We start from the raw sequence: 26,392 nt of genomic DNA, 5'->3' as shown, positions 1-26,392 counted from the left end.
GCCGCAGGGCGCGAATTCACCTGTATCATGGTTCGCCCGCCCGACTCACGGCCAGATAGCGGAGCATAGCGTTGAGACGGAAAATGACCGACGCGGAAATCGACGCCGCGGTCGCAGCCGATCCCGGTTGGGCGGAGTTCGAGACCGTCGACTGGAGCAAGGCGGCAGTCGTCACGCCTCCCAGAAAACAGGCGATCTCGATTTGCCTCGATCAGGACCTGATAGATTATTTCAAAATCGCAAGGCCCGGGCTATCAGCGGCGCATCAGCCGTCCTGCGCAGCTATGTGAAGCAGCGGGTTGAGCGCGGCTAGTCCGACACGAGCCGCAGCGGCGCTGTGAAGTCGGGCAGCGAATCAAAACTGATCGGACCGCCGAACGTCAGACGCACGGCTGTGGGCTCCAGCGGCTTGAAATGCCGGTCCATCACCCCGACGCCGCAAACCGCGCCCGGCGCGACGCCATTGACGCATACCGAATACAGCGGATCGGTCGGCAGCAGCGAGCCATAGCCATAGGTGATTTGATCCGACCGTGCATTAAACACGTTGAATGCGTCGACCTGCAGCCGCCAGCCGTCCGCCCAGCGATAGCCGAGCCGCGCGCTCAACGTGCCCGTCACAGGAGACTGGAGATAGCCGTCTTCGGTCAGCGGGCGAGAGCCGATGTAGCGATATTTCAGCGCGCCGAACCAACCTGTCGCTTCGCCGATTTCAAGGCCGCCCATTGCTGTAATGCCGACGGAATTTTGCAGATAATTGCCGGGCGCGTTTCCTAAAAACGTTCCATAGGGCAGAGCTTCAGGCGTCACGAGATCGAGCCAGGCGAACGCCTGCAGCTGATCCACGCCGCGATAGCGCGCATGCACCAGCGCCACGTCGCCGTCGAAGCTGATCCACGAGACCGGCCGATAATGATTGGCGAATTCGATGCCGTAACGGCGGCTCGGCCGGCCGAAAGTCGTGGTGCCGCTGTCGCCCTCGAACTGGTTCTCGGAATCGAGATTGAGCCAGAAGAAGCTCATGCTCGAATCAAGTCCTTCGATATATTTTGTGCGCCAGCCAATCTCCGCGCCGCGTGACTTCACCAGAAGCGGAATGGAGGAGACCGTAAGGAAGCCGTCGGTGTCGGAAAGCTCCGACGCCGAGAAGCTCTGCACGGCGCCGCGCGCGTCGGTCGAATGGAAACCTTCGCCATAGTTGAAATAGAGTTCCGTCTTTTGGAAAGGCCCAACGATGATCGAAGCCTTGGGGCTGAACAGCGAGGCGTTCTTCGAGCTGCTGTTGAACGGCCCCGTCCAGAGGAAGGCCGGCAGCCCCTCGCTGGTCGCGATCACCGGGGCCCCCAGGAGGCTCTGCAGCGAATTGACGCTGGCGTTGTAATAGTCGAACCGCCCGCCCGTCACCGTTCGCAGCCACGGCGACCACTGCACGGTCGTGTCCGTCCAGACTGCGACGCTGCCTTCGCCAACCGCGTCGTTGCGCACCGTGTCATAAGGCGTGCGACGGAAACTGTCCTGGAGGCCGAGGCGAATGTCGTCGTAACGACTCTGGAGGCCGATCCGTGTCTGGACCGGAAGACCAAAACTGTCCCACTTGATCGCATGCTCGGCGTTGACGCCAACCATGGTGCGCCGATCGAATTGGCGGAACTGGTCGCCGAGGTTTTGATTGGCGAGGTAGTAGGTGAAATTATTGTAGAGATCGAGCGTCGAATGCATGACGTAGAATTCGACGCGAGAGGCGTGATCGCCCTCCGTCTGGCTCCAGCGGCCAGAAAGCGAGAAGCGGGTGGTGTCGCCGCCATCCGTGGGGTCGAGCGTCCCCCAGAGCGACTTCAACCCGCTATAGACCGCTCGCTCCGGAATCTGGTCGGTCGAATACCATTTGTTGGCGTAGCCCATAAAAGTGACGGCGGCGCCGTCGAGCTGCGTGCCGCGCACCCACCGCAGGACGCTGTTGATCCGGTGCAGATTGTCGCCGCGCTCCCAGGGTCCGTTGTAATATTGCGCCTCGACGGCGCCGTAGGCGGAGCCTCCGGCGAAATCCTGATAGGGCACGACGGCCAGCGCCCGCGCGTAGGCGAAGCTTCCGCCGGTGACCTGGTAAAAGCCTTTGTCGATTTTGTCCTTATACTGCATGTAAATCGAGCCGGCTGAGGAGAAGTCTCCGTCCTGCGCGTCGTAAGGCCCTTTGCGCGCCAGCACATAGGCGAGAAGTTCAGGAATAAGGAAATTCGCGTCCGCGTAGCCCTGTCCATGGCCGTGGGTGCGCATATTGAGCGGCATGCCGTCGAGATAAAGCGCGAGGTCGGAGCCGTGATCGAGGTTGAAGCCGCGCAGGAAATATTGGTTGGCTTTGCCGTCGCCGCTGTGCTGCGTGACGATAAGACCTGGCACGATCTCCAACGCCTCGCCGGCTTGCTTGAAGGGCAGCGCGTTCACCTCCTTGCCGGTGAAGAATTTCTCGCTGGACGACGTGATTGGCGGCGGTTGGGGTCCCGACGGCTCAGCTGGGGGGCGACTGACGGCGGGGACGACCGGCGACGGGCGCGTCGAACTGACGATGCGCGTTCCCGACGGCGTATGCACATGCGGAACGGTCACGGTGCGCCGCTGCCCGCCAACATCGATTTTTGGCAGGGAAATCGTATGCGCAAGAGCTTCCGCGCCCAGAAGAACGAGGCCGACGACGACGGAGGAGACGGATGTCGCGAGGCGGCGTCGGCTCATTTCGTGGGTTCCCGTGCAAGCGCGATATTGTGATTTTTTTTGAAAATTGTCTTACGCGGTGCGTTGGGTCAATTGGCTCAATGCAATTTGCCGAAAGCGTTGCCGATTTGCCACAGAGGGCGCGCTCTAGCTCGAATGGTGCGCGTGGCGGCCGGTCGTGTGACGATCGACAGGTCGGGCTTCGCCCTGCTCAATATCCGCCGGCAAGACGACGAGCTGCCCGTATCGAACGCCGCGCTCGCCGATCACATGGCCGGCGAAGTGCTCGACATCCGTCTTCTGGCCCTTCAGCAGCGACACTTCGAGACAGGTCGCTTCATCGATATGCACGTGCAGCGTCGCGATCGACATGTCGGCGTGGGAGTGATGGTCATGCATCAGTTTTTTCGACAGCTGTCGCGTCTCATGGTCGTAGACGTAAACAAGCGCGGCCATGCAGGGGCGGGCGCTGTCATCGGCTTCGGGCGTTTTCAGCAGCCCTGCGCGGACGAGATCGCGAACGGCCTCGGAGCGATTTCGATGGCCGCCTGCCTCCATATACTGATCGAGCGCGCTCATCAGCTCTTCGTCGATCGTTATCGTTACGCGCTGCATATCACGGCTCCGGCTGTTCGCGCCTCCGCCATGCGGTCCCACCCAACAAAAAGTCGGGCAAGCGCGACCACTATTTCATTACGCTAAGGCGCATTGGCCGCCAATAGCCGTCGCGGTTTGACGTCGGCCGTTAGCTAAAGCGCCGACGCGCTGGGTGCGCGTTTCAAAGCGGCTGAACAGCAAGGTCGGACATTCGTTGGCCAGGACGCGCTTATGGCTCATGGCAGTTTCCTAGCGATCGCGCGACGCGTTCCCGAAGAGTCGCTACGCCGATCGCGTGAGCCAAATATTCCGGCAAGCCAATCCGTGACGTTAACCATGTGATCTGTAGATGCGCGGGAAGGCTTTGGCGGGCGCATGCGTAACTGGCTTCATTCATCGATGATCGTCGAGGCGATCAGCTCGCCTTTTACCGGATGAGTATTGACCAGCGCGCGAGGAGCGCTATTGTCTGCACCCGTGCGGTTTTTGAGATTTTTTGGGAGGATTCTATGGCGCGCTCATCGGACAACCCACAGAACAAACGTCGAGGCAAGAAAGCTCTCGGCGTGATGGGTGTATCTTTGTCGCTCGCGGGCGCCGCCTGCGTCGACAGTTCTCCTGCTGACGCTTCGACGGCGCCGACGACGAGCCGGACGCGCACGATCGACCTCCGCGAACAGGAAGTGTTCGATGTGGGGCTCAATTCGTTCCGCCTTTTCGATCGCGAAGAAGTTCCGGCCGTGAAGACCGAGCAGGTCGCGTGGTGGGTCGGCTGCCGCGGCTGCAGGGGCTGTGGCTGTCGGGGCTGCAGGGGCTGTGGCTGTCGCGGCTGTGGCTGCCGTGGTTGCTGGTAACGCACCGCTGCACATTTGACGGCTGAGCGGTCGCTACGCTCAGCCGCAGGCGCTTCGGGTCGATGCCTTGGGGCGAGGTGAATCGCAGCCACGTCGTGCGGAACGCATTACTGTGTCCCATGCGCGGCTGTGTTCATTTCCCAGATCTTGTAATCGAGCAATCTCGTCCCGCTGGGCGCGTCGAGATGGGGAGCGCGCGACAGCCAAATGACAATTGACGTATCTAAACCGCTCGCGCCGAAGCCGGTTTCACAAGAGCGGTTAGGCGATTCCCTTCGATTCGCGCCGAATTTTTCTGTCTACGTCCTGCCGCCTGACGCTGTCTGCCTTTATTCGGAGGACAGAAAGTTTTTCCTTCGTGGCGCGCTCTATTGCGCGCTGGCCGAGCGGATCGGCGCGGGAGAGGACGCCGACGCCATACGCCAGGCGCTCTCCGCACAGTTTCCCGTCGACTCAATAGACGAGGCGTTCAAGCGACTGCTCGATCGTCGCTTCGTTGTCCCGACGACGAGCGCATCCGATGGCGTTGCGGCCGCCTACTGGGCGAGTCTCGGCCTGCCGCCCGACGTCGCAGCGAAAAATCTGCAAAAAGTCTCCGTTCAGATCGAAACCCTCGGGATCGGCGGCGCGCGCGCGCTGGAGGAAGCGCTGAACGTTTTCGGCGTCAGGGTCGTGAAGCGCGGAGGCGATCTGACCATCGCGCTGGTCAGCGATTATCTCGAAAGCCAGCTCGCGGAATTCAACCGCCGGCGGCTCGAGAAAAAGCAGGACTGGCTGCTGGTGCAGCCTTCCGGCGTTTTCCCGCTGGTCGGCCCCATCTTCAGCCCTGGCAAGAGCGCCTGTTGGAGGTGCCTCGCCGATCGCATGAACTGGAATCGACAGGTCAAGGCGTTCCTGGGCCGCAAGGAGGCGCGCTGCGTCGCCGTCTCGCCGCTCGGCGCGCATCCGCTCGGGCTGAGCGGCGTTGGCCTCGCCGCCGCGGAGATCGCCAAGGCGATCGCCAGCGGCTTCCGCACCGATTTGCACCAGCATATCGTAAGCTTGGACCTGATGGGCTCGACCGTCGCGCGGCATTATGTGCCGGCTCGGCCGCAGTGCCCAAGCTGCGGCGACCCCGAATTGCGCGATCCCGCGCGAACGCCCACGCCCATCCCGCTGCACGCCGGTAGCGCGAGCGTCGTGACGAGCGGGGGCTACAGATCGGTCGCGCCGAGCGACACCCTTGACCGCAATCGCAAGCATGTGAGCCCGCTGACTGGGGTCGTATCGCATCTCGATCGGATCAAGAGCCAGCAGCCGCTCGACGCGAGCTTCATCGCCAGACATAATTTTTCGCCGCGCCCCGAAACCGTCGACGCCCTTCAGGCCGGGCTGAGCGGCGACAGCTATGGCAAGGGCAGCGTCGCGGAACAAGGCGAAGCCAGCGCGCTGATGGAGGCGATCGAGCGCTATTGCGGGATTTTCCAGGGCGACGAGATCAGGACGGTCCGACGATTCGCGGAATTCCCGGCCGGCGAGGCGATCCTGCCCAACGACATCCTGCTCTATAGCGACGCGCAATATGAGCAGGGCGCGAAAAGCGGCGGCTGCGGCGAGGGCGCACAGCGCTTCGATCCCGCCGCGGAGGCGGAATGGTCGCCAGTCTGGTCGCTGCGCGACGAATGCTTCAAATACGTTCCCACCGGCCTTCTGTATTTCTTCCACGAGTCGGGCTGCGCGAATCAGATCAGCGCTGATTCGAACGGGTGCGCGGCGGGCAATACGATCGAGGAAGCCATCATTCAGGGTTTCCTCGAACTCGTCGAACGGGATGCATATGCAATCTGGTGGTACAACCGGCTGCGTCGTCCGGAAATCGATCTCGACAAGCTCAACGACAGCTATGTGCGCGACCTCCGCGCGGTTTTCGCGAAGATGGGCCGAGACGTCTGGGCGCTGGACGTCACGAGCGATCTTGGCATTCCCGTCGTCGTCGCCGTCGCCCATTGGACCGAGAACGGACGGGAATATATCGAAGTCGCGGCGGGGGCGCATTTCGATCCAAGGATCGCGACGCTGCGCGCCATGACCGAGCTCAATCAGTTTCTCGCCATCGATAGCCTCGGCGGCCGCCCCGAGTTCGGGCCCGACGACGATTATGGAAGCGACCCTCTGCCGTTGCGCAAGCACGCCTATATGCGGCCGCAGGGCAAGGCGTCGTTCGGGCGGTCGCGGTTCAAGACTTTCTCCCAACTCGACGGCCGCGACCAGGTGCTGGCCTGCGTCAAGCTCGCCGCGCGGGCTGGGCACGATTTCCTCGTCCTCGATCAGACGCGTCCGGACATTGACGTGCCGGTGGTTCGGGTGATCGTTCCGGGACTGCGGCATTTCTATCGCCGCTTCGGCCCCGGCCGTCTCTACGACGTGCCCATCGCGCTGGGTCTGCGCAAGCGGCCAGTGCGCGAAGCCGACGTCAACCCCTTGTTCCCGCGCACCTGATTTGCCCAGCGATGCGTCCCAACCGGCCCCGCGAGCACGGCTCTTCGCGCGTCTCAATCCTGGCGTCACGCTCGAGCGCAGCGCCGCCGGCGGCGTCTCCGCCTTGTTCGACGGTCGGGCGGTGGCGTTCGGAACGTTCGGCGCCGATGTCGCAGAGCGCGCCGCCGACTTCGAGACGGGCGTGGCCTTCGATGGGGAGCGCGACGGCGAGATAAGCGAACTCGTCCGGCGGCTGGCGCTTTACGGACTCGTTGAATATCGCCTGGCCCGCACGCCGAGCGGCCCCGACCTCATCGTCGTCGAGCCGCAGATGCGCGACTATGCGCCACGGATGATCGAGCTCGACGAGGATTGCGCTCTGGCGTTGTCGCGCTTCGCCTATATTCGGCGGCGCGGCGCCGACGTGGTGCTCGAATCGCCGCGCGCATGCGCGCTCTTTCGATTGTGCGACCCTAGCGTTACAGCCATGATCGCGCATCTGTCGCAGGCGCGTACAGTGAAAGAGCTTCGCGACTCGTCCGACTTTCCCGGTGTCGAGCTGCTGGCGCTGCTCCTCGATAGCCAGATTCTGTTCACGCCCGGACCGGGCGCCGACAAAGCGCTGCGCGCGGCCGAAGGCGATGACGAACTCGTCTTATGGGACTTCCACGATCTGCTGTTCCACACCCGCAGCACAAACGGGCGTCACGCCAATCCTTCTGGCGGAATCTATGCCCACGCGCATCTCGCAGCGCTGCCGCCGGCGATACGGCCGAGCTGGCCGGGGCCGGCGATCGACCTGAAGACGCTTGAGACGGCGCCGCCTTCGGACTTTGCGGCGCTGCTGCGGCGCCGACGCTCGACTCGCGCCTTCGATGAGCGGCGTCCGATCACGCTGGCGGAGGTGGCGTGGCTCCTCGACGGCGCCGCAAGAATCATCTCGCGAGAGCGCGCGCCCGACGATGGCCAGGACGAGCCGGAATCGGAGACCGCCCCTCGTCCTTATCCGTCGGGCGGCGCGAGCTACGAATTGGAGCTCTATCTCGCCGTCGACAGATGTGACGGCCTGGCGCGCGGTTTTTATCATTACGACGCCAAACAGCACGCTCTTGTTTTGATCGAGACGAATGCGCAGTGGCTTACGGCGATGCTGGAGGACGCGCAATTCGCCATGGGCGCGCCGGCGGTCCCGCAAGTTCTCGTGACAATGGCGGCGCGTTTTAGCCGCGTGTCGTGGAAATATAGCGGCTTCGCCTATGCGCTTGTTCTGAAACATGTCGGCGTGCTGATGCAGACGCTGTATCTAATGGCCGCCGAGATGGAGATCGGCGCCTGCGCGATCGGCGTCGGAGACATCGACCTCTTTGCGAAAATGACAGGCCTCGCGTTTCACGTCGAAGGATCGGTCGGCCAGATCGCGATCGGACGCGGCGTTCAAAGCGATTCACCGCCGCTCGCCGATTGACGGCGCGTCGCCGGCGCAAATGATCGCACGGCGAGCGGCCTTCAGGTGGTCTCCATAACTCCGAGGACCGCGCTGATCTTCTGCGCCAACTGTTCGATCGAGAATGGCTTTGGCAGGAAATTTACGCCGCGATCGAGCACGCCGTTGTGAATCACGGCGTTCCGCGAGAAGCCCGTTGTAAACACAATCTTCAAGTCGGGGCGACGGCGCAGCGCCGCTTCCGCGAGTGCGCGACCGTTCATGTCCGGCATGACAATGTCGGTGAATAGAAGATCGATTTGAGGATTGGCGTTTAGAAGCGCAAGCGCCTCGACGGCGCTCCCCGCAGCGAGCACGCTGTACCCCAGATCCTGGAACATCGCGATCGCGATGCTCCGCATCCGATCCTCATCTTCGACGACGAGGATGAGCCTCTCTGGTGAACCTCGGAACGCCATCTCGGCAGCGTCCGGCTCACGCCTTGGACCGGCGACTTCCCCCTCGCCAACGAAGCGTGGCAGATAAATCTTGACCGTCGTGCCCTGGCCAATCTCCGAATAGATTTTGATGTGTCCGCCCGATTGCTTGACGAAACCGAACACTTGACTGAGGCCGAGTCCCGTTCCCTTGCCAGGGCCTTTGGTGGTGAAGAACGGCTCAAAGGCTTTGGCGATAATGTCCGGCGGCATGCCGGCTCCAGTGTCGCTGACGGCGACCAATACGTATTGACCCTCCTTCACTTCGGCGTGTTCCCGCGCGTAGTTGTCGTCGATGTAAGCGTTCGAGGTCTCGATCGTCACCTTGCCTTCGTCGTTCATCGCGTCGCGGGCGTTGACGGCCAAGTTCAATAACGCGCTCTCGAGTTGATTGGGGTCGACGTGGACCCGCCAGACCCCGCTCGCCAGAACCGTCTCGACATTGATGGTTTCGCCAAGGGTGCGCCGGATCATCTCCGCCATCCCGCCCACCAACTTATTGGCGTCCACAGTCTGGGGCGCGAGCGGCTGCTGACGCGAAAAGGCGAGCAGGCGATGAGTTAAGGCTGCCGCGCGATCGACGCATTCCATGGCCTTGTCGATCAAGCTGTCCTTGTCGATCTCGCCGCGCGCCATTTTGCGCTTCAGGAGGTTGAGGCATCCGACGATGACGGCGAGCATATTGTTGAAGTCATGCGCCAAGCCGCCCGTAAGCTGCCCGACCGCTTGCATTTTTTGAGACTGTCTGAGTTGGCTTTCCACGCGCTCCCGCCGCTCGCTTTGCTCAGCTGCGTGGGTGAGCGCGTTTCGAAGCGCGACATTGGCGGTCTGAAGTTCGCCAACCTGCCTTTGTCGGTCTTTGAGGGTCGCCCAACCCAGGAGAGCCGCTAACAGGAGAGCGCCTGTAACGCCGATCTGCGTCAAGGTCACCGTCCAGCGCATGGCGGCGCTTCGTTTCGTCAAGAGCCGATCTTCTTCGGCGAGCATCTCGGCGATGATGCTGCGCGCCTGGTCCATCAGGCGTTTGCCGGCCTTGAGACCATCTGTCAAAGCCGCATCCGGCGCGGCCCGGCGTTCTTGAATACGTTTCTTTAATGAAGCCAATCTGTCCGCTACGACGGAACGCAAACGGGCCACTCGACGTATCTGCCCTTCGTTGTCAGATACAGCCCGCTCCAACATGCTTAAACGCTCGCCAATTATTTGATCGGCGGTGCGGAAGGTCTCCAAAAACGATTCGTCGCCGGTCAGCAAGTAACCCCGCTGGCCAGTTTCCGTGTCCTGAAGAGTGGAGAGGGCGTAAAGAAGCGCTGTGCGCGCTGAAAGCGTGTGCTCGACCCATGCTTGAGCCGCCACTTGTTTCTCAAGGGAGAGGGCCGCACCAACGATCGCTGCGACGAGAAGTCCAAAGATCGCCCAGGACAGGGGTTTTTTTGGAAGCGTAACCGTTACTGTCATTTTCGACCTGGCAGACAGACGACGCGATCAGATTTACACGAGTGCGGTCCCTGTCAACCTCTTGCTGCTTTGGCCCGCGTGCACAAGGACGACGCTAAGTCTCTTGCAAGGACGCGCCGCGCGCCGCTCGCGCCATGACGACGGTGCAATTTCGCGAGCCTTTGCAGAATGCCTCGAGCGGAAGCGCGGCGGGCGCGCCCCACCGGGTCATGAGTCGCTTGGGCTAAGAGGCGCCTTTTATCACGGCCCGGATCGAACGCCCTGCGCTCCAGACGCTTCAATTTACGTTCGAGCCGCTTCCACGTTCTGAGCGGGAATGGTGTGGCTCGTCTTATCCCAGTTCAACGGTTGCCCGCGCACTTTATGTCGCCAAACGAAAATATAGAGCGCGCGCAACGCCGCGGAGAAATTGATGAAGTTCGAGAAAACGACCCTCGGCGCCGCCATCAGACCTTGGCCGAACCCGTAGATCGACCTCGTAAAGATCATTCGCTGGATGAGCCGGTTGATGAGCAACAGGATATTGATGAAGAACACGACCCGCAGGGTAGGGTCGAGCATTGCATAGCCGGCGATGCGCCATTCTTCGCTCACTGTTCCAAGAACAAGGATCGCAACTGCGTCGAAGGCCAGGAAATATGCGACGACGGCGATAATGCCGGACAGGATGCCCTTGCGATCGCGTAGAAAAAACAGCCTTTCGGTAAGCGTGTTGCCCCAGCCGAGCTTCGATGCCCCCTGGAACCCGATTCCCAGGAGCCAGCGCGCGCGCTGGCGATAGGCGGCTCGGTAGTCGCTCGGAAAATGTTCTCTCGCCGCGATCGCGAGCGGCGTTGCGATCCGTTGCACCTGATCGGTCCCGCGCGGAATATCCAGCGTATAGGGAGCCTCATTGAGAATGAATGCGGACTTCAGACCAAGACTCTTCATCGCGAAGGCGACATCGTAGTCTTCGGTCAAAGCAACCGGGTCGAACACCTCGCCCTGTCGCCAGGATTTCAGCGCTTCGATAGCTCTCCGGCTGAAGCAGGCGGCCACGCCTGCGCACGGAATGACGCCTGTAAGACGCTGCCGGACAAACAGATCCTTACTATGAAACTCCGCGAATTCATCCATGTAGGTGCCCGCCGTCATTTGAAGGAGCGTGCGCCGAAAGGAATATACGGGGATCTGAATGAAATCGAAGGTGGCGATCAGCGAGCTGAACAGCGGAAACTCCAGCGGATGGATGACATCCTCGCTGTCGTGGAGTACAAATCCTTGAAATTCTATATTTGAGTCTTTCTCATACTTGCCGATTTCCGCGATGACCGCGTTGAGACAATCGGCTTTCGTCGTCGGCCCGTCATGTGGACCGATCACGAGACGGACATTCTCCGGGAGTTCGGCAGCCGCCCTGAGCACTTCCCGCTGAGTCGCCGCATCGTTCGGATAGGCGCCAACAAAAAAAACCGTTGTTGCGGAATAGCCGGCGTTGGTCTTCAACATGTCGTAAATGACAGCCTCTTCGCGCCAGGCCGGGACCATGACCGCGAGAGGGCGTTGAGGCTGTTCGAGCAGCGCCTGTTCAGATAGATGAGATCGTTCGGCGTGGATCGTTCCTGAAATTCGCATAGCCCAGTAGATAATGTCTACGACGACGTCGTCGAGGCTATAAATAATAATGGCGACGCCAAAAACGAAGAACAGTCCCACCAGCGCGTCGACATAGGCGACAGTGGCGTCCGTCAAGTCAAACATCAGTCGTCCTTAAGCTCTTCAGCCCCGCATGTTCGGCAGATTGAGCGCGCGTCGGACATTGTTGTTTGTGCGCCTTGCCGCCTAGAGAGCGGCAAGGCGAAGCGCTGAAGCGGCCTAGGCCGCCGACAATGCTCGAACTGGGGGCGCCAATCTCTTCCGCATCGCGGCAACGATGCGCTGCGCCGCCTGGCCGTCGCCATAAGGGAAAACCGGGACGGCCATGCGGGCGTATAGCTCCTGATCGTCGCACAGCTGCGAGATCGCGCCCGACACCGCGGCGGCGTCTGTGCCGATCACGCGAACCGCTCCGGCGCGAACCGCCTCTGGCCGTTCGGTGGTGTTCCTCAGCACGAGGACAGGCTTTCCCAGAGCGGGCGCTTCCTCCTGGAGGCCGCCGCTGTCGGTGACGACAAGCCAGCATCTCTTCAGCGCCTCAACCATATCCGCATAGCCGATCGCATCTGTTATCACGATACGCGGATGGCCGCCAAGAATCCGTTGCGCCGGCTCGTGAGCGCGCGGATTGGGATGCGTGACGAAAAACAGCCCGAGGTCGTCATGTTGGTCGACCGCCGCCCTTATGCCCCGCAGCGCGTTTTCTATGGGCGCCCCGAAGCTCTCCCGCCGGTGCGCCGTTGCGAGAATGACTCGCGGCAAATCCGGAAATCCCTTTGGGGCGGGCGATCGGTGCGCCGCGGTCTGCAGCAAGGCGTCGATGCCCGTATTGCCCGTGACGAGACAGTCGCCAGGAACGACGCCTTCACGCAGGAGATTGTTGAGCGACGCCGAGGTCGGAGCGAAATGCATGGCCGCCGTCAGTCCAGCGATTCGCCTGTTGAGTTCTTCCGGATAGGGATCGTTGAGTTTTCCCGTTCGGAGCCCTGCCTCAATATGCATGAAGGGCACGTTCTTGTGAAAAGCGGCGAGGGACACCACCGCAACCGACGTCGTGTCGCCCTGCGCGATGACGCAGTCCGGTCGAACTTCGTCGATCACGCGATCTATCTCGGCCATTACCTTGCCAAACAGCTCGTTCAGCGAGCCGTTCCGGCGTTCGAGGTCCAGCCGGCGCGAAGGAACCACGCCAAACTCCTTTAGCGCTCCTTCGACGACATCAGCGTGCTGACCGGTCGTCACCACATAGGGAAAGGCCCAGTCCGACCGATTGAGCTCGGCGATGACAGGTCCCATTTTGATGGCTTCGAGTCGCGTCCCAACGATGCATAAACAGCAAATTTTTGATTTACTTAGACGAAGTTCGGCTTTTTTGATGCTCGTCAGCTCGTTCATCTCAGCCCTGCTCAGCGATGCCAGTGTAGTGGCCTGTATAATTGAGGCGGATGGCGCTGTCGAATTAACAATTCGAAATCTTCAGCGCCCTATAAAGAAGGCAATTCCGATAAAGGAGACGGACAAACCTATCACCATCAGTGCTACGGCTTCCGTTGTGCCGAAAAAGAGCGCTCCAATAAAGCCAGCGATGGAAATAACTGTAAACAATACGAAGATGAGCACCATAAGTTGCATTTTGTTTCTTCCTGCATTTAGCTTGCCAGGCTCATCCGATCTGAGCGCCATCGGACGCCGCAAGCGATAAGTATAGATTTTCGCTTGGTTTCGCCGCGACCAGCATAGGGTGGCGGTTTATATTAGGAAGCAGAGGAACGCCGGGGGCGACCCAAAACGAGATCGCGGCGTCGCATTCTGGGACACATTTCGCCAAGATTTTGCTTTGCTACCAATTTAGGTTAGCAAAAACAATATGTTTAGTGCCTGATTCGCGTGACGCGTTCGAAGATTCTGATGTCGGAATCCGGTTCTGCAAAGCAGATGGAGCGCAATCGTGGGAGGCGTTTTTCGAAGGCCTTGCGCAACAATCGTATTTTTGGCGCTGGCGCTCGCGTCCACGACGCCCATCGCTGCTCATGCGGGAGTCAACGACGGCGTTCGCGAGGAGATGCGGCCAGGCGAACCCGGCTACCAAGAGCTTGCCCTGGCGTTTGCGCGTGTGGCCAAGGGCGATTACGAGGGCGCCCTCAAATACGCGCAGCGCGCACGGAGCCTCGCGCCCGATTATGAGATGCCGGTTCGGCTGCTCGCTGACATTCTGAACAAATTGGGGCGGATTGGCGAGGCGGTTGACGTTATCAACGACTTTGTCGCCAGCCATAAGCACTCGATGGCGCTGATCGCGCAGCGCGGCCATCTGCGCAAACGGCTCATGGACGTAGGCGGCGCCGAGGCGGATCTGCGCAGCGCACGAGACAGCGGCGCGCTGACCCAAGAGCAGGCCGCCGCCGTCAACGTCGCGCTCTTCGATCTTGCCATGAGCGCCGCATATAAGGACTTCAACGGATCTCGTCTGAATGAAGCCATAGAAAATGCGCGAGCGGCGCGCAAACTGGACGAAAAAGCGGAAGCGCCCGTCCGGCTGATCGCCGACGCCTTTAGCCGACAGGGCAAAGCTCAGGCGGCTCTCGACGAGCTGAATCGCTATGTCTCGCAGAACAAGCCGAGCGGGCGTCTTCTCGCCCAGCGCGGATATTTGCGCCGCGCCATGAACGACTTGAAAGGCGCAGAGGCGGATTTCGACGCCGCGCTCGCCGCGCCCGACATTGAGCCAAGCGAAACATTACCATTACGCAACGCGCTGGCGGAAGCCACGCAGGCTGAGCAGGATAGTATTGTGCAAGCCGAACTCGCGCAGGTTTACGCGGCGATCGCGAAACGCGACTACGCGCGTGCGGTGAAGGCGGCGCGCGTCCTTCGCGCCAAATATCCAAACGCCGAAGCGCCGCTCTTTGCGCTCATGACGGCGTTGAGCAAATCCCGGCAGGCTGAAGCAGCGGTCAAAGAAGCGGATGCGTTCATCAAGGACAATACGCCGAGTTCGACATTGCTCGCGCAGCGCGGATACAGCCGCCGCGCGACTGGGGACCTGCCCGGCGCCATTGCGGACTTCCGGGCTGCGCTCGCGCGGCCGGATATCGAGCCCGCGCAAGCCAAGAGGCTGAAACTGGCGCTTGCGGAGGCGGAACGCGCGAATGAACGGGGCGGTTCGCCGGTCGGCGGCGTCGTGCAGGCGACGCCCCTGCAGCAAGCGCTCAACAGCGGCTACGACGCGCTAAAAGTGGGGCGGCTGGACGAGGCTGTGCGTGCGGCAAGAGAGGCGCATGATCTCGATCCCGAAGCGGAGGAGCCCATTCTCCTCCTCTTGACGGCGCTTCTTCGCGAAGGGCGCAAAGCCGAGGCGCTTGCGGAAGCGAACCGCTACCTTGCATCTTTCCCGCAAAGCCCGGGGGTTCTCGCGCAGCGCGGGTTCATGCGTCGGCAGGCCAAGGATGTGAGCGGCGCCGCCGCAGACTTCGAGCAGGCCTTGAAATTTGACCTTCCGGCCGATCAGAAGCTCAACGTCACGCGGGCGCTCGATGAGGCGCGCTACACGCTCGTCGCCGAAAAGGCCTTCAAGGCGCTGGCCGCTCGCGATTGGGTGAGCGCCTTACGTTATGGCCGGGCGGCCGAGGCCTTCCCCCGAGCCGACGAGGCGGTTTTTCGCGTGACGATCGCCGCGCTCGCCGGGCTTGGCCACACGGAAGAGGCGCTACGGGCGTCAAACGCGCTCATCGCGCGCGGCAAGGCCACGGGCCAAGCCTATGCGCAAAGGGCCTATCTTCGTAAGACGCTCGGAGACGGCGCTGGCGCGCTTGCGGACTTCGTGCAAGCGCTTGGTCGGGGAGGTCTGCCTGCGGCGCAAAGGGTGGCCGTCGAACTCGAAATCGCGACCGCTCGGGCGTCTGCATATGAAACACAGGGTGATGTGGCGCGCGCGCGCGACGAACTCGTCACCTTCGCGCAGACTCATCCTGGCTACGCCGCCGGATGGTCGACGCTTGGCCAATTTTATGCGCGTCAAAAGGAATATGCCGCCGCCCTCGAGGCCTTTGAAACCAGCCTCGCGGTCGAGCGGAGCGGCGAAGTCTTGCTGAACGCGGGCTATGCAAGCGTCTACGTCGATCGTTCAAAAGAGTCGCAGTTCTTTCGGGAAGCGCTCGATCGCTGGTCGAGCGATCCCTCGCTCAGCGCCCGGCCGCCCCGCGATCGAGACGTGATCAGAACGCAGATTGTCGAGTCGGATGCGAGCGTTCGCACCAATGTGGTGTTCAATAGCATCGCCGATCGTCCAAAACGCTGGGGCGGGCATCAGCTTCAGCCGAGCTTCGAAACGGTCATCCGATTCGATGGTCGCTTCCTGCCGTACATATTTGGTCTCGAGGGTTTGATCGGCGGCTTTTGGTCTCAGGACCAGACGCGCTTCACCGAAAGCTATTCACGGCTCGGTTTGCGCTTGCGTCCGTTCGACGGCATTAATTTCTCGGTGAGCGCTGAGTGGCAGCACTATTTCACGCGAAACGCGCCATTCAATCAGCTCGCCTTGTCATGGGGCTATGGCTACGGCGGATTCGCCTATTCGAGCGCCACAAGCGCGGGAGCGGCGGGCGCGATCGAACCGACAGACCTGAGCTATCCCCATGAGACGACATGGCAGCCGCTGACGAGCTTTGCGACCTATGGCACCTACAGGGCCGGCGAGCGCCGGTATCTGCAGAACGCGGTGGGTTTGCTGGGCTATTCCTACTGGGACGCTGGCTCCCGCGTCGTGATCGGGGCGGCTGCAATGGGCATGGCGACATATGACAGCGCGGACACCCGCCGATTTGCCTTTGGGGCAGGTCCGGCGCTGGTCGCGCGCACATGGCTGGGCGGAGACTTCTATCGCGCCTTTGACGGCATATTGACTGCACAAATCGGCTATTTGTTCCCCTTCGGGGAGAGTCGCCGTCAAGGCGGCCTCAACGCGACGATCGGCGTTTCCTTTTGACCGCATGCATGTCCGAGGACCGCCTCTGACGCCGGAACAATGCGGCGTGGCCCTCGCCCGGAACTCGACTTTGCGGCAGCGTCTTTATTTCAAGGCCGTTACGGCCCGAGGAATCGTCACGACGACCGAATGGAAATACGCTGCCGCATCCTCGGAATAGAATCCGACGAGACCAGTCGAATAGGGTCGTTCTCGGTCTGCGAAAGTGGTCAATAGAACGCCGTCGACGAATACTGAAATCATCGTCGATGTCGGCGTGACGGCCTGAACGATTTTGACGACATATCGATTTCCGATCGGATAAATCGGTCGACTTCCCGACGCCAAGAAGCGCTGGTCGCCGGGATAAGCGGGATCCGCTTTGCCCAGCTCCCAGCCGTTCGGCTTCGGGATGAAGTAATAGAAATGCGTTTTGTCGACGTAGTCCCACAACAGCCAACCCACTTCCCATGGATTTGCCGCGTTCTGCCGCCGCAACTGCGCTTCTGTGTGAAGCGAGGCCTCGATGGTCAAATTGCCTTTGACATCGACGGGCCAGGACGGATGCGGCCCACTGATCAGCCCGGCATGCGTTTCATCCGCGGCATTTGACTCCTTCGGGCGTATCGCCAGCGCCTGGCCGTCGAACAGGCGTGCGACCGAGTTCGCACCATAGCCGTGATAAACGGACTTCCATTTGTGAGCGAGAAGCTCGCCATCTTCGATTCGTGTTTCAGCCGCGTGAGGAACCGCGCTGTCAAAAATGTCGGAAAGGATGATGCGTTCCGGCGTGACCGTCACGACAGCGCGGTGCGACGTGGACGCTGCGCCTTTCTTGCACTTTATCGTATAAGTCGTCGTTCGCAGGGGCCGCACATGAGCATTGCCCGACAGGCCGTGAACGACGAAGTTTGGATCGCGCGGGCGGCTCGAACCCGTGCAGACGTCGGCGTTGGTTGCGGAAAACGCCAGAGTCGCCGACTGACCCGGATTGATCATCGTCGGCTTCGCCGACAGCGCTGCAACGGGAGCGTTCCTGATCGCCTCCGGGCGCGTCGACGCATCCTCAGCGGCGGCGTCGGCCAATGAGATTGACGCCAAGGCGATCGATCTCAGCAAAAAGGCCCAATTCATTTAAGCCAAGCCACGGATGGTCCCCTCGCAAACGCAACGCTCCGAGACCGCAACTTACTCAACTTTGCCAATCCGCGATGAGGATTCCACGGCTAGGCTTAATAGGCCCGAGCGCTCGGAGACAGGCTCTTTGGCGCAAGGGCGTGACGGCCGCGGCTCGATTTCGCTGCTCGCGTATGTCGCATCAAGCGATCGTTGAGCGCGCCAAACCCGTCGCACGCTTTGAGGCTGCGTCAGGAAACCGCGCGCTCGTCCTGCAGACGGCTTGCCGGGGTCCATTGATAGACCTCGTAACCGTCAACCACCTTGCCGGCGTCGTTGAAGCCTCCGCGCTGCTGCACGGGCTCGATGATCTGCTTCGCGCAGGCGATCGTGCCCGGCAGCGCATATTTCTGCATATGGCCGGCGATATCGATGACGCGGTCGCTCATTTCCTCCATCGGCGTCTGCTCGTCGTAATAAACGTGCCCGGCGTTGATGCCGCACCGAACGGTGAAATTCGACTTGATCATCTTCACATTGGCGTTGAACGCGTCGAGACCGCTGATCACTTCCTTGGCGGCTTTCAGCGCTGCGTCGATCGAGGGAAAGCAGGCCATGACGCCGTCGGGCGTCCACGCCGCCTTCAGTGAGCCGTTGCCGCGCAGCTTGCTGTCGACGAGGTCCTTGTATTCACGAAAATCGTGCTCGATGAAGGTCTTGTCCTCGCCGAGCTTCATCTTGGTCGAATCGACGACGTCAATGGAAAGAAAGGCGAGGTCGCGGCCCATCGACTCCAACTGACGTTTGGCGTCGCCCATGACCTTGAGCAACTCCGCCCGGCTCTTCGGGTTGCGCGCATCCATCGTCTTCATTTTTTCCTTGACCGGCGCAAGCACCCGCGCGTCGGCCGGCGCGGCGGACTGCAGCGCCTCGAAGTCACGCTGCACCGTCGTACGGTAGATCGTGGTCGTAATCTTGCGCCGCAAGGTATCGACCCACATGCGCCCGAAGAGCAGTCCGCCGACGATAAACCAGCGCGCCAGCTCATAGCCCTTGAAGTTCGTCGGGATGACCGACTTGACCCGCCGGATCATCCGCGCGTCGAAGACTTCAACATATTCAATCCAGCGGTATGACCCCGCATGCTTGAAATAAGGCGTGACGAGCGGGAGCAGGACGAGCGCAAGCGCGATGAGCAGGGCGATGTTCAGCAGCCCGAGTAAGACTCTGGCCAGCCTCAGAGGGAGCGGGGATCCGGGATTGCGCGAATGATCCATGAGCTTCTTTCAATCCGAGCTGGGGCGCCGATCGCCGCCGTTATCGCACGCGCAAATTGGTCCGCGCAATTCTGGACCGATCTTCGACGCGCACTCGACGCAAGTGCCGAAGTTCCTTGGCCATTTGCCGCAAGGCGCGCCTGACGTGATGTACAATCCGAGGCGACAGCCATCCGCTGCGCTCGCGCTGCTTCTCCCGGGTCGAGCCCGAGCGCTATCAATTTTGGGTCTCAAGATAGGAGAGAACGCCCCGAGCCCGGATGCACGCGCGGAGCGTTTTTCTCTTATTGAGGGAGTCCTTTATTGAGGGACCCCTTGGTCGAGAGATCCCTACTTGGCTTGGTGAAGGTCTTTCGCATGAAGTGAATCTAATAGCTCATTGCCCTTCAGCGTAGAGACGCGCGCGGCCGTACCATCTTCGTTGCATTTCCCGCTCGTGTTTTTCGAGCCAGTGCATTGGCGGCTCCCGTCGGCGGGACATTCGAAGACGACATCATTTGTGCATCCGACCAAAGAATTGCCTTTGATGCCGTAATTGCAGGTTTGCCCTGCGCCATGCATCCGATCGCACGCCGAGATAACGGCACCAACCGGCGCCGCCATCGCAGCCGACATCGTCACAGAAGAAATAAACGCGAGCGCGCATGTTCGTGCAAAGGTCGTCCTCATGGCAAATCCTCCAAAAGTGCTGTTTTGGCGTCGCCCTCCCAAAGCCCGTTGAAATTCTATGCTCGCGAAAGAGCCAAATTAACGGCGAGCGAGATCGAAGAAAGAACGATCCTTGGGCGGCGCGGAGGATCTTGTCGATGAGGTTCGTCAAGACGCATCCGATGACGCGTGGATCGCGCCCCGCGCAGCGATCATTCGCGCCATTCGAAATGCCGCTTGCAACGCCAACTGACCGGCTCATAAACTTAACCGCAAGAGCAGCCACGCCTCAAATAGATCACGCCGCTCGCCGCCTTATCTTTCGCGTCTAATGGCAAGAGGATCGCTATGGAAAAAAGTCGCATCACGAGCGTGGCTTCCGTTGCCGTGATCCTGTTTATCGTCCTCGCCGCCTGCAAGGTCGGGCAGGCGGTCCTTGAGCCCGTGGCCTTTGCCCTCTTCATTATCGCGATCGCCTGGCCCCTGCAGAAAGCGCTGCAGCCAAAATTGGGGAAGGCCATCGCCTTGAGCGTGACGGTCGCGATGACCGCCGCCGTGATCCTGGCGCTCTTTTCTCTGATCGCTTGGGGCGGCCATGAGGTGCTGGAATGGGTCAGACAGAATCTCGACCGCATTCAGGAAACGGCGACGACATCGACATCGTGGCTCGAAGAGCATGACATTTTCGTCTTCACGCTCTTTGCGGAACATTTCAACACCGCGTCGCTTATCAGACTTCTTCACATACTTGCCGTGAGAGTGAACACAGTTCTCGCCTTCGCGGTCATCGTGCTCGTCTATGTAATTTTGGGACTAGCGGAAACCGACGCCTTTCAGGCCCGAATCGCATCGCTTGAAAATCAAGACACAAGCCGGCGCCTGCTTGAAAGCGGCAGGAAGATCGGCGAAAAATTTCGCACCTATATGTTCGTTCGGACGATCGCCAGCATCGCGACAGGTCTCGCGGTATGGGGATTTGCTCAATTCATGAATCTGGACATGGCCGGCGCATGGGGCGTGCTGGCCTTTGCGCTAAACTACCTGCCCTACATCGGCTCCTTCATCGTCACGGCGCTTCTGCCGCTTTTCGCCTTCGTTCAATTCGGAACCTTTGAAGCGCCGTTGATCTTTCTTTTGGGCGTGTTCGTCATCCAGTTCATTATCGGGAGCTATCTGGAGCCAGTGTTTTCGGGATCGGCTCTCTCAATCTCCCCTCCGATCGTCCTCTTTTCAATTGTTCTCTGGACATTCCTGTGGGGCGCGCTTGGAGCGTTTCTCGGCGTCCCGCTTTCGATCGCAGCTCTGACGATCTGCGAACAATTCCCCTCGACCCGATGGGTGGCGGAGATTTTGTCGGGAGGACGGCGCCGGGCTTCGACCGGGCAAACGGCCTGAGCCGCGCGGGCGCTTGGGCGCATCGCTTGAAACGTCTCTTGCCCGCCGCGTTGACGCGCGCTGTAGGATTCGGCCGCGCGCGCCTGGAACGAGATGGCTGCTGCGGCCGAATTCGGATAAGATAAGCTGAATTCGCGCTAAGAGGCGTCAGATGCTTTGGCTGATCCGATTCATGGGCTTGCTTTCCCAAGCGATTTTCTTGGAGTTTTTGCATATCTTCGGTTTGATCGTATTTTTGCTCGCTATATTGCTTGGCTATTTCAGGGCTCCGTGGTGGATCGCGCCAGTGCTCGCCGTGGCTTGCGGGCTGTTCGCAAACTGGTTCATCGATCTAAACTACCTGACGGATGTATTCCGCAGAGTGGCCTCTGCGAGCGACCGCTGGGCCTTCGTGATCGTCGTCTATTTGGCGATCACGATCGGCGGCTATCTCATCGGACTGCTGGGGCGTCTTTTCCTGCGGCGCGTGAGGCGGTCCTAGCATTACGCTTGACGGGGCCCGCGGCCGGATTGGCTCGTCGCGTCTTGACGAGGTCGAACGGACCCTGCTGATTCAACGATGCGAGCGCTTTTTTGCGGGCCGGTCGCTGCTGGCCGCCGCAGGCGTGTCGGGCGCTGCGCTGGGGAGGCGACGCGGCGGCGGAGCCGCCTGTGGCGGCGCTTGGACGGGCGCTCCGCCTTCGATTGCGTCGCCGTCTGGCCGCGCCGGAAGATGCTCCTCGATGCGCTGCGCCATATAGGAAAAGAATGGGTTCGACGACATGCGCAGCAGGGCGTCCAGACTGACGATCAGCGTGCCGCGCTCGCCGCGCGGCGCCAGCGAACCCAAGTGAACGCCAAAATTCTCGGTTTCATCCGGCGTCAGGCCATAAAGAGAGTCGCCGAGCGGGAAGGGCAACGCGACATGCGAGAGCGAAAACACGCCCTTCGGATACTGTAGCCCCAGCGCTTGGGTTCGCTCGGCCGTGGCGCCGGCCTCAACGACGCGTTCGACCGCGTCCTCAGTGCCCTCGCCGGCGTTCGTCACGACGGTTAGACGGTAATCCCTGACGCGAGGCGGCACGATGCGGGAGAGCGCGGACTCCGCGGAGGCGCGCAGCAGCGGACCGAATTTGACGTTGCGATTGAGGTCGAACAGGACGAGTTCGCTGCCGTTCGCCGGCAGATGATCATAAAGCCCTGACAGCACCGCCTGGGTGCTGACAGTGAAATCCATCACAGACTGGAACGTCAGGACCGGCGGCAGCGCGGTCAATCGACCTTCTCGCCGCGCTCGCGACATTTGCGTTCCAAGCGCATCCGTCAGCAGGTAGGATTGGCGGGCGCCATTCACGGGAAATGAATTATATTTGAATGGATTGAACTCGGGCAGCACGCTGAGCCAGGCCGCCTTGGCGAAGGCGGGCAAAATTGCCGGTAGCCCCGCCAGGCCGGCAAAACGCGCAAACCGCGTGATCCCCACCATCGGCGAGAGCAGGATGAGACGGTCGACTCGAGAGAGACGCTCATCGTCGATGGCGTCGAGCGTATATTTTACCGCGAGCGATCCGCCGTTCGAGAAGCCGACGACATGCAGAGGCGCCGGCTCGGGCGCGCGCCGCCGCGCCTCTCTCACGGCAAGACGCGTCGCGGCCAGCCATGTCTCCCACTCCACTTTGGTCAAAGCCGCCGGCACTGTGCCATGCGCAGGCAGTCTGATCGCAACCACCACGAAGCCGCGATCACGGTAGCGCGTTGCAATATGGCGCAAACTATATGGCGAGTCGGTCAATCCATGCAGGAGAACGACGGCGCCGATCGGCGGCCCTGCGGGTTCGAGCAGATAAGACCGGTTCCAATCCCGCGCAAAATGACCCGGGTAGACCGGACTGCCCTCGAAATAGCGATTGAAGGGAACTTGTTCCTCTGGCGTCAACTGCTGGCTGACGTTGGTGCGCAGGGAAGCGAATATTTTCCCCTCCGCCTCGAGATAGGCCCCCCAATCGGCGGCGTCGATTTCTGTCTTGCTCAACTCTTGCGGCACGTAAGTGTGCCAGACATCAAGCGGCAGCCCGCGCTGAGAATTGTAAATTCGCACCGCGAAAAACGTAAAGACGAAAAGGCTCAGCAACGCCAAAAACCATTTGGCCATTTTCAGCGCGACGCCCAGCATCATCCATCCCCGTTATGCTTCGACCGGCACACTGTAAATCTGTTAACTGACTTCCGCATCAAAACGCCGCCCCTGCAGGTGCGCCGAGCATCTAGAGCGACTAGATGAAGAAGCGACGTTAATGCGCACGCCCGACATGCGGTTGCTCTCGCAAACAGCGGCAAGCGCAGTTTTCACGATCGCGCAGACTTATATAATCGACTCCACGCAAAAGCTGCTTGCCCAATCGAGGCTTCGCACACAGACTATAATTTATTTCGGACCCAAACCCAGCGGATAAATCGATCGGACGATTCGGACAGCGCAACCGAATGCCGCGCAGGCGGGTTTGGTTGGATCCAGGCTGCCCGGTCTGACTGACGCAGAGGCGGAGGCCAGCGGATATGACGCGCGACGTGATTCTCGTGGATCTCGCCTTACAGGGCGGCGGCGCGCATGGCGCTTATACGTGGGGCGTTCTTGACCGTCTGCTGGAGGAATCGTGGCTCCAGATCGAGGGCATTTCGGGCACGTCCGCTGGAGCTATGAATGCGGCGGCGCTCATCAGCGGCCATGTTGATGGCGGGGCGGATGGCGCGCGCGCGGCGCTCGAACTTTTCTGGCGGCGTGTTTCGCAGGCGGCGCGGCTCAGTCCATTGCAGCGCAATCTTGTCGACGTCCTGATGGGTCGCTGGACGCTGGATGCTTCCCCTTTCTTTGTCGCGACCGATATCATGTCGCGCCTGTTTTCGCCCTATGACCTCAATCCGAAGGGCGTCAATCCGCTGCGGGAGATTCTCGCCGAAACTGTCGATTTCGAGCGGCTTTCGCGTGCGCGGATAAAGCTTTTCGTCACCGCGACAAGCGTCTCGAGCGGCCGCGGCCGCGTGTTCACAAACGCGGACGTGACGCCGGACGCGCTTTTGGCGTCGGCGTGCCTGCCGACCATGTTTCAGGCCGTCGAGATTGACGGGGAAGCCTATTGGGACGGCGGCTATTCCGGCAATCCAACCATCACGCCGCTGGTTCGCGAATGTGAATCGATGGACACAATCCTTGTCCAGATCAATCCTATCGAACGCAAGGGCACGCCGCGGTCGGCGACGGAGATACTGAATCGCCTCAACGAGGTGTCGTTCAACGCGGTTTTGCTCAAGGAGCTCCGCATGATCGCCTTGCTGCGCCGCGCCGCCAATCCCGGCGACAGCGAGGGCTCACGCTGGGCTGGCATGCGCATGCATCGGATCTCGACACAGATGATGACGGAGCTGAGCGCGTCTTCGAAACTGATCGCCGAATGGGATTTTCTTTGCATGCTGCGCGACGAAGGTCGCCGGTCGGCGCAAGATTTCCTTGATCGGCATGAGCGCGACGTCGGAGTCTGTTCGACTCTCGATCTTGACGCGCTATTGGAGCGGGTCTGACGCGATGCGCTCTGTTGGCGTCAGGGTTCAAGCTCCTGGCGGCTCGTGCGCCCGAGGCGTCGGCGCCCCGCAAGGGAGAAGGCTACGGCGATCCATGTCGACGCTGCGCTGGATCAGGCGATCCGCGACATGCGGCGATCAGAAAAATTCTTGTGCTGAGATTAAAAAGGGGCCCGATCGGGCCCCTTTAGTTTGTCCGTTTCGCCCGAAAGGCTTGGTTGGTCCGACCGATGATCGAAATCAGCCGGCCGCTAACTCCCAAGCCAATGCATTTTCTATCGCCATTGGACACATCGGCGTCGCGCAACTCCGTGCCGCGGATTCCATGTTCGGGTCCATTTGATGCATTTGTGTCCGGCAGGAGCGTGGAGCGTCGTCTTTTGTATGAAGGAGGAGGCCGACGCGCCATCGACGTTGAGATTTGCCCCGGTCGACAAAATCGCCGCGCCCGATGGGCTTGAGGCGAATAAAACCGAAGCACAAGCAACCGCGATCAAATGCGTTTTCAGGTTCCGGCGCATTGAGGAAACTCCCCCTTTTTTAAGCAAACTGCTTACCCTTCAAGATTTTCAATACTTGTCGATACAACGGGAAAGTCAAGCTTCCTGCATGCAAACGCTTTCTCTCGATCCTCCGCGCCGCTCTCGCGAACGGCGCGGCAAGACGAACGACGCATGTCTTTTCAGGTAATTGGCGCACGTAACGTTCTGAGGCCGGTGCGCTTCGCGGCGCCGCACGCGTCGTTCATGTGGCGATTAGACGCGCAATCTCGTCGAGCGCTTTTTGAGATCATGCGAGCCGTCGTGTCGCTATAAAAAATGCGGAAGGCGGCAGAGCGCGGTTGCGGCTCTAAAAAGGCTATCGCCTTCCCCCTCCGGCTACGAAATAATCATCCATGTTTTCACCAGTCAGAACCGCCGCAGCTATCACATGAACGCACCTAAGATCAAAAGTCGCTATTGGCTCCCCCTCGAAGCGAGCCACCGGGCTGGAGCCTGGGAAGCGCTGGACGCCGCCTATGGCGATCTCGGGCGCGCCTATCATAGTTGGCGCCATATCAGCGACCTCTTGCAAGCGTTCGATGAACTGGCGGCGCTCGCAGCGCGGCCCGAGCTAATCGCGACAGCTATTTTCTGGCACGACGTCGTCTATCGAACGCGCGGCGCAGGCGAATCCCGACGGGCGGATTTCTTAAACGTTCAAGACAGCGCTGATCTGTTTCAAAGCTATACGCTCATGAATTCAGCTGACGTCGAGGCTGTTCGCGAAATGATTATGGCGACGACCAATCACCTTGAAGCCAAGGCCAGCAAAGAACGCTATGCGGGGTTCTCGCGAGATCTGGACCTGTTCGTCGATCTGGACCTCAGTACGCTTGCCCTGCCATGGGAGCAGTTCGCTGCAAATTTTCAAGACATACGCTTTGAATTCAGTTGGATTCCCGAGGAGGTTTTTAACGCGGGGCAGGCGGCCTTTCTCAGGAATCTTCTGTCGCATGAGGACAAGCTATTCCGGCGACCGGAGACCATAAAAATGTGGCGGGCGGCGGCGTTGGCCAACATAAGGCATTGCCTGAACAATCTCTCAACCGGCGATGTCGGCGCGCGGCAATGTCCGTGACAGGACTCATGCTTTGACGATTGCTCTTGTGGAGCCAGGCTTTCAGGTCCGCGACCGCTCGCGGCAGAGCGCACACCACAAAGACATGTTTCAGGGTGTCGTCCGCTTGACGGGTCTCGTGATTCTGATCAGGATTGTAAATCTCAGAAGAAAGCTTTTGGGAGGATAAAAAAATGGATGTCGAGATT

The 26,392-nt window shown here is 60.6% G+C and carries 19 protein-coding genes; 10 read left to right on the top strand and 9 right to left on the bottom strand.

Annotated features, from left to right (window positions below; all coding sequences use genetic code 11):
- Positions 1-83 precede the first annotated feature (83 nt).
- Positions 84-290, top strand: coding sequence for a hypothetical protein (locus IYY11_RS13810; protein ID WP_246719965.1), 207 nt, complete (start codon positions 84-86; stop codon positions 288-290).
- 19 nt (positions 291-309) lie between these two features.
- Here the strand turns inward: IYY11_RS13810 and IYY11_RS13805 are convergent, their stop codons facing one another.
- Entirely contained in the window at positions 310-2,730 is a 2,421-nt protein-coding gene (locus IYY11_RS13805; protein ID WP_196404374.1) for a TonB-dependent receptor, read from the bottom strand.
- Between the two features lie 126 nt (positions 2,731-2,856).
- A complete protein-coding gene (nikR, locus tag IYY11_RS13800; protein ID WP_196404373.1) occupies positions 2,857-3,324 on the bottom strand; it encodes a nickel-responsive transcriptional regulator NikR in 468 nt (155 codons plus the stop codon).
- 1,043 nt (positions 3,325-4,367) lie between these two features.
- Here nikR and IYY11_RS13795 point away from each other — a divergent pair.
- Together IYY11_RS13795 and IYY11_RS13790 are read left to right on the top strand one after the other, a co-directional pair.
- Positions 4,368-6,638: a TOMM precursor leader peptide-binding protein gene (locus IYY11_RS13795; RefSeq protein WP_196404372.1), complete on the top strand. Its 2,271-nt coding sequence runs from the start codon at positions 4,368-4,370 to the stop codon at positions 6,636-6,638.
- Between the two features lies 1 nt (position 6,639).
- Positions 6,640-8,082 carry a SagB family peptide dehydrogenase gene (locus IYY11_RS13790; protein WP_196404371.1) on the top strand — a complete coding sequence of 481 codons (1,443 nt, stop codon included), beginning with the start codon at positions 6,640-6,642 and terminating at the stop codon, positions 8,080-8,082.
- A gap of 41 nt (positions 8,083-8,123) precedes the next feature.
- Here the strand turns inward: IYY11_RS13790 and IYY11_RS13785 are convergent, their stop codons facing one another.
- The 3 genes from IYY11_RS13785 to wecB all read right to left on the bottom strand — a co-directional run bounded on the left by IYY11_RS13785 (position 8,124) and on the right by wecB (position 12,926).
- Positions 8,124-9,995 (bottom strand): CHASE3 domain-containing protein, encoded by a 1,872-nt coding sequence (locus IYY11_RS13785; RefSeq protein WP_196404370.1) that lies wholly within the window; start codon positions 9,993-9,995, stop codon positions 8,124-8,126.
- Between the two features lie 282 nt (positions 9,996-10,277).
- On the bottom strand, positions 10,278-11,735 hold the full coding sequence (locus tag IYY11_RS13780) for a glycosyl transferase family protein (RefSeq protein WP_196404369.1): 1,458 nt from the start codon (positions 11,733-11,735) through the stop codon (positions 10,278-10,280).
- A gap of 114 nt (positions 11,736-11,849) precedes the next feature.
- Positions 11,850-12,926 carry a non-hydrolyzing UDP-N-acetylglucosamine 2-epimerase gene (gene wecB / locus IYY11_RS13775; protein ID WP_246719963.1) on the bottom strand — a complete coding sequence of 359 codons (1,077 nt, stop codon included), beginning with the start codon at positions 12,924-12,926 and terminating at the stop codon, positions 11,850-11,852.
- Positions 12,927-12,954: 28 nt separating this feature from the next.
- On the opposite strand from wecB, the gene IYY11_RS13770 reads away from it, so the two are divergent.
- Positions 12,955-13,332, top strand: coding sequence for a hypothetical protein (locus tag IYY11_RS13770; protein ID WP_196404429.1), 378 nt, complete (start codon positions 12,955-12,957; stop codon positions 13,330-13,332).
- 288 nt (positions 13,333-13,620) lie between these two features.
- Positions 13,621-16,614, top strand: coding sequence for a tetratricopeptide repeat protein (locus IYY11_RS13765; RefSeq protein WP_196404367.1), 2,994 nt, complete (start codon positions 13,621-13,623; stop codon positions 16,612-16,614).
- Positions 16,615-16,698: 84 nt separating this feature from the next.
- On the opposite strand, the gene IYY11_RS13760 is transcribed toward IYY11_RS13765, so the two are convergent.
- From IYY11_RS13760 to IYY11_RS13750, 3 genes are all read right to left on the bottom strand, one after another.
- A complete protein-coding gene (locus IYY11_RS13760; RefSeq protein ID WP_246719961.1) occupies positions 16,699-17,727 on the bottom strand; it encodes a hypothetical protein in 1,029 nt (342 codons plus the stop codon).
- Between the two features lie 233 nt (positions 17,728-17,960).
- Entirely contained in the window at positions 17,961-18,986 is a 1,026-nt protein-coding gene (locus tag IYY11_RS13755; protein ID WP_196404366.1) for a guanylate cyclase, read from the bottom strand.
- Between the two features lie 330 nt (positions 18,987-19,316).
- Positions 19,317-19,655 carry a hypothetical protein gene (locus IYY11_RS13750; protein WP_196404365.1) on the bottom strand — a complete coding sequence of 113 codons (339 nt, stop codon included), beginning with the start codon at positions 19,653-19,655 and terminating at the stop codon, positions 19,317-19,319.
- Between the two features lie 327 nt (positions 19,656-19,982).
- On the opposite strand from IYY11_RS13750, the gene IYY11_RS13745 reads away from it, so the two are divergent.
- Together IYY11_RS13745 and IYY11_RS13740 are read left to right on the top strand one after the other, a co-directional pair.
- Positions 19,983-21,029 (top strand): AI-2E family transporter, encoded by a 1,047-nt coding sequence (locus tag IYY11_RS13745; protein ID WP_196404364.1) that lies wholly within the window; start codon positions 19,983-19,985, stop codon positions 21,027-21,029.
- 151 nt (positions 21,030-21,180) lie between these two features.
- Positions 21,181-21,510 (top strand): hypothetical protein, encoded by a 330-nt coding sequence (locus tag IYY11_RS13740; protein ID WP_196404363.1) that lies wholly within the window; start codon positions 21,181-21,183, stop codon positions 21,508-21,510.
- A 72-nt stretch (positions 21,511-21,582) separates the two neighbouring features.
- Here IYY11_RS13740 and IYY11_RS13735 read toward each other — a convergent pair whose 3' ends face one another.
- The gene (locus IYY11_RS13735) at positions 21,583-23,181 is read right to left on the bottom strand and encodes an alpha/beta hydrolase (RefSeq protein WP_409455260.1); all 1,599 of its coding nucleotides are present in this window, start codon (positions 23,179-23,181) and stop codon (positions 21,583-21,585) included.
- A 383-nt stretch (positions 23,182-23,564) separates the two neighbouring features.
- On the opposite strand from IYY11_RS13735, the gene IYY11_RS13730 reads away from it, so the two are divergent.
- From IYY11_RS13730 to IYY11_RS23055, 3 genes are all read left to right on the top strand, one after another.
- Positions 23,565-24,584, top strand: coding sequence for a patatin-like phospholipase family protein (locus tag IYY11_RS13730; RefSeq protein ID WP_196404361.1), 1,020 nt, complete (start codon positions 23,565-23,567; stop codon positions 24,582-24,584).
- 384 nt (positions 24,585-24,968) lie between these two features.
- Positions 24,969-25,274: a hypothetical protein gene (locus IYY11_RS13725; RefSeq protein WP_196404360.1), complete on the top strand. Its 306-nt coding sequence runs from the start codon at positions 24,969-24,971 to the stop codon at positions 25,272-25,274.
- 585 nt (positions 25,275-25,859) lie between these two features.
- Positions 25,860-26,204 (top strand): hypothetical protein, encoded by a 345-nt coding sequence (locus IYY11_RS23055; RefSeq protein WP_246719959.1) that lies wholly within the window; start codon positions 25,860-25,862, stop codon positions 26,202-26,204.
- Positions 26,205-26,392 lie beyond the last annotated feature (188 nt).

This window comes from Methylocystis sp. H62 (assembly GCF_015709515.1).
Classification (GTDB): Bacteria; Pseudomonadota; Alphaproteobacteria; order Rhizobiales; family Beijerinckiaceae; genus Methylocystis.
This window is presented reverse-complemented; position numbering and strand designations above follow the sequence as displayed.

What these genes read in the sequence shown, in the direction of transcription:
- IYY11_RS13770 (WP_196404429.1), top strand. Translation starts at nt 12,955, where the DNA reads ATGCATAAACAGCAAATTTTTGATTTACTTAGACGAAGTTCGGCTTTT.
- IYY11_RS13735 (WP_409455260.1), bottom strand. Translation starts at nt 23,181, where the DNA reads ATGCTGGGCGTCGCGCTGAAAATGGCCAAATGGTTTTTGGCGTTGCTG.
- IYY11_RS13805 (WP_196404374.1), bottom strand. Translation starts at nt 2,730, where the DNA reads ATGAGCCGACGCCGCCTCGCGACATCCGTCTCCTCCGTCGTCGTCGGC.
- IYY11_RS13795 (WP_196404372.1), top strand. Translation starts at nt 4,368, where the DNA reads ATGACAATTGACGTATCTAAACCGCTCGCGCCGAAGCCGGTTTCACAA.
- IYY11_RS13785 (WP_196404370.1), bottom strand. Translation starts at nt 9,995, where the DNA reads ATGACAGTAACGGTTACGCTTCCAAAAAAACCCCTGTCCTGGGCGATC.
- IYY11_RS13780 (WP_196404369.1), bottom strand. Translation starts at nt 11,735, where the DNA reads ATGTTTGACTTGACGGACGCCACTGTCGCCTATGTCGACGCGCTGGTG.
- IYY11_RS13755 (WP_196404366.1), bottom strand. Translation starts at nt 18,986, where the DNA reads ATGGATCATTCGCGCAATCCCGGATCCCCGCTCCCTCTGAGGCTGGCC.
- IYY11_RS13760 (WP_246719961.1), bottom strand. Translation starts at nt 17,727, where the DNA reads ATGAATTGGGCCTTTTTGCTGAGATCGATCGCCTTGGCGTCAATCTCA.
- nikR (WP_196404373.1), bottom strand. Translation starts at nt 3,324, where the DNA reads ATGCAGCGCGTAACGATAACGATCGACGAAGAGCTGATGAGCGCGCTC.
- wecB (WP_246719963.1), bottom strand. Translation starts at nt 12,926, where the DNA reads ATGGGACCTGTCATCGCCGAGCTCAATCGGTCGGACTGGGCCTTTCCC.
- IYY11_RS13810 (WP_246719965.1), top strand. Translation starts at nt 84, where the DNA reads ATGACCGACGCGGAAATCGACGCCGCGGTCGCAGCCGATCCCGGTTGG.
- IYY11_RS13750 (WP_196404365.1), bottom strand. Translation starts at nt 19,655, where the DNA reads ATGAGGACGACCTTTGCACGAACATGCGCGCTCGCGTTTATTTCTTCT.
- IYY11_RS13725 (WP_196404360.1), top strand. Translation starts at nt 24,969, where the DNA reads ATGAAGGAGGAGGCCGACGCGCCATCGACGTTGAGATTTGCCCCGGTC.
- IYY11_RS13740 (WP_196404363.1), top strand. Translation starts at nt 21,181, where the DNA reads ATGCTTTGGCTGATCCGATTCATGGGCTTGCTTTCCCAAGCGATTTTC.
- IYY11_RS13730 (WP_196404361.1), top strand. Translation starts at nt 23,565, where the DNA reads ATGACGCGCGACGTGATTCTCGTGGATCTCGCCTTACAGGGCGGCGGC.
- IYY11_RS13745 (WP_196404364.1), top strand. Translation starts at nt 19,983, where the DNA reads ATGGAAAAAAGTCGCATCACGAGCGTGGCTTCCGTTGCCGTGATCCTG.
- IYY11_RS23055 (WP_246719959.1), top strand. Translation starts at nt 25,860, where the DNA reads ATGGCGACGACCAATCACCTTGAAGCCAAGGCCAGCAAAGAACGCTAT.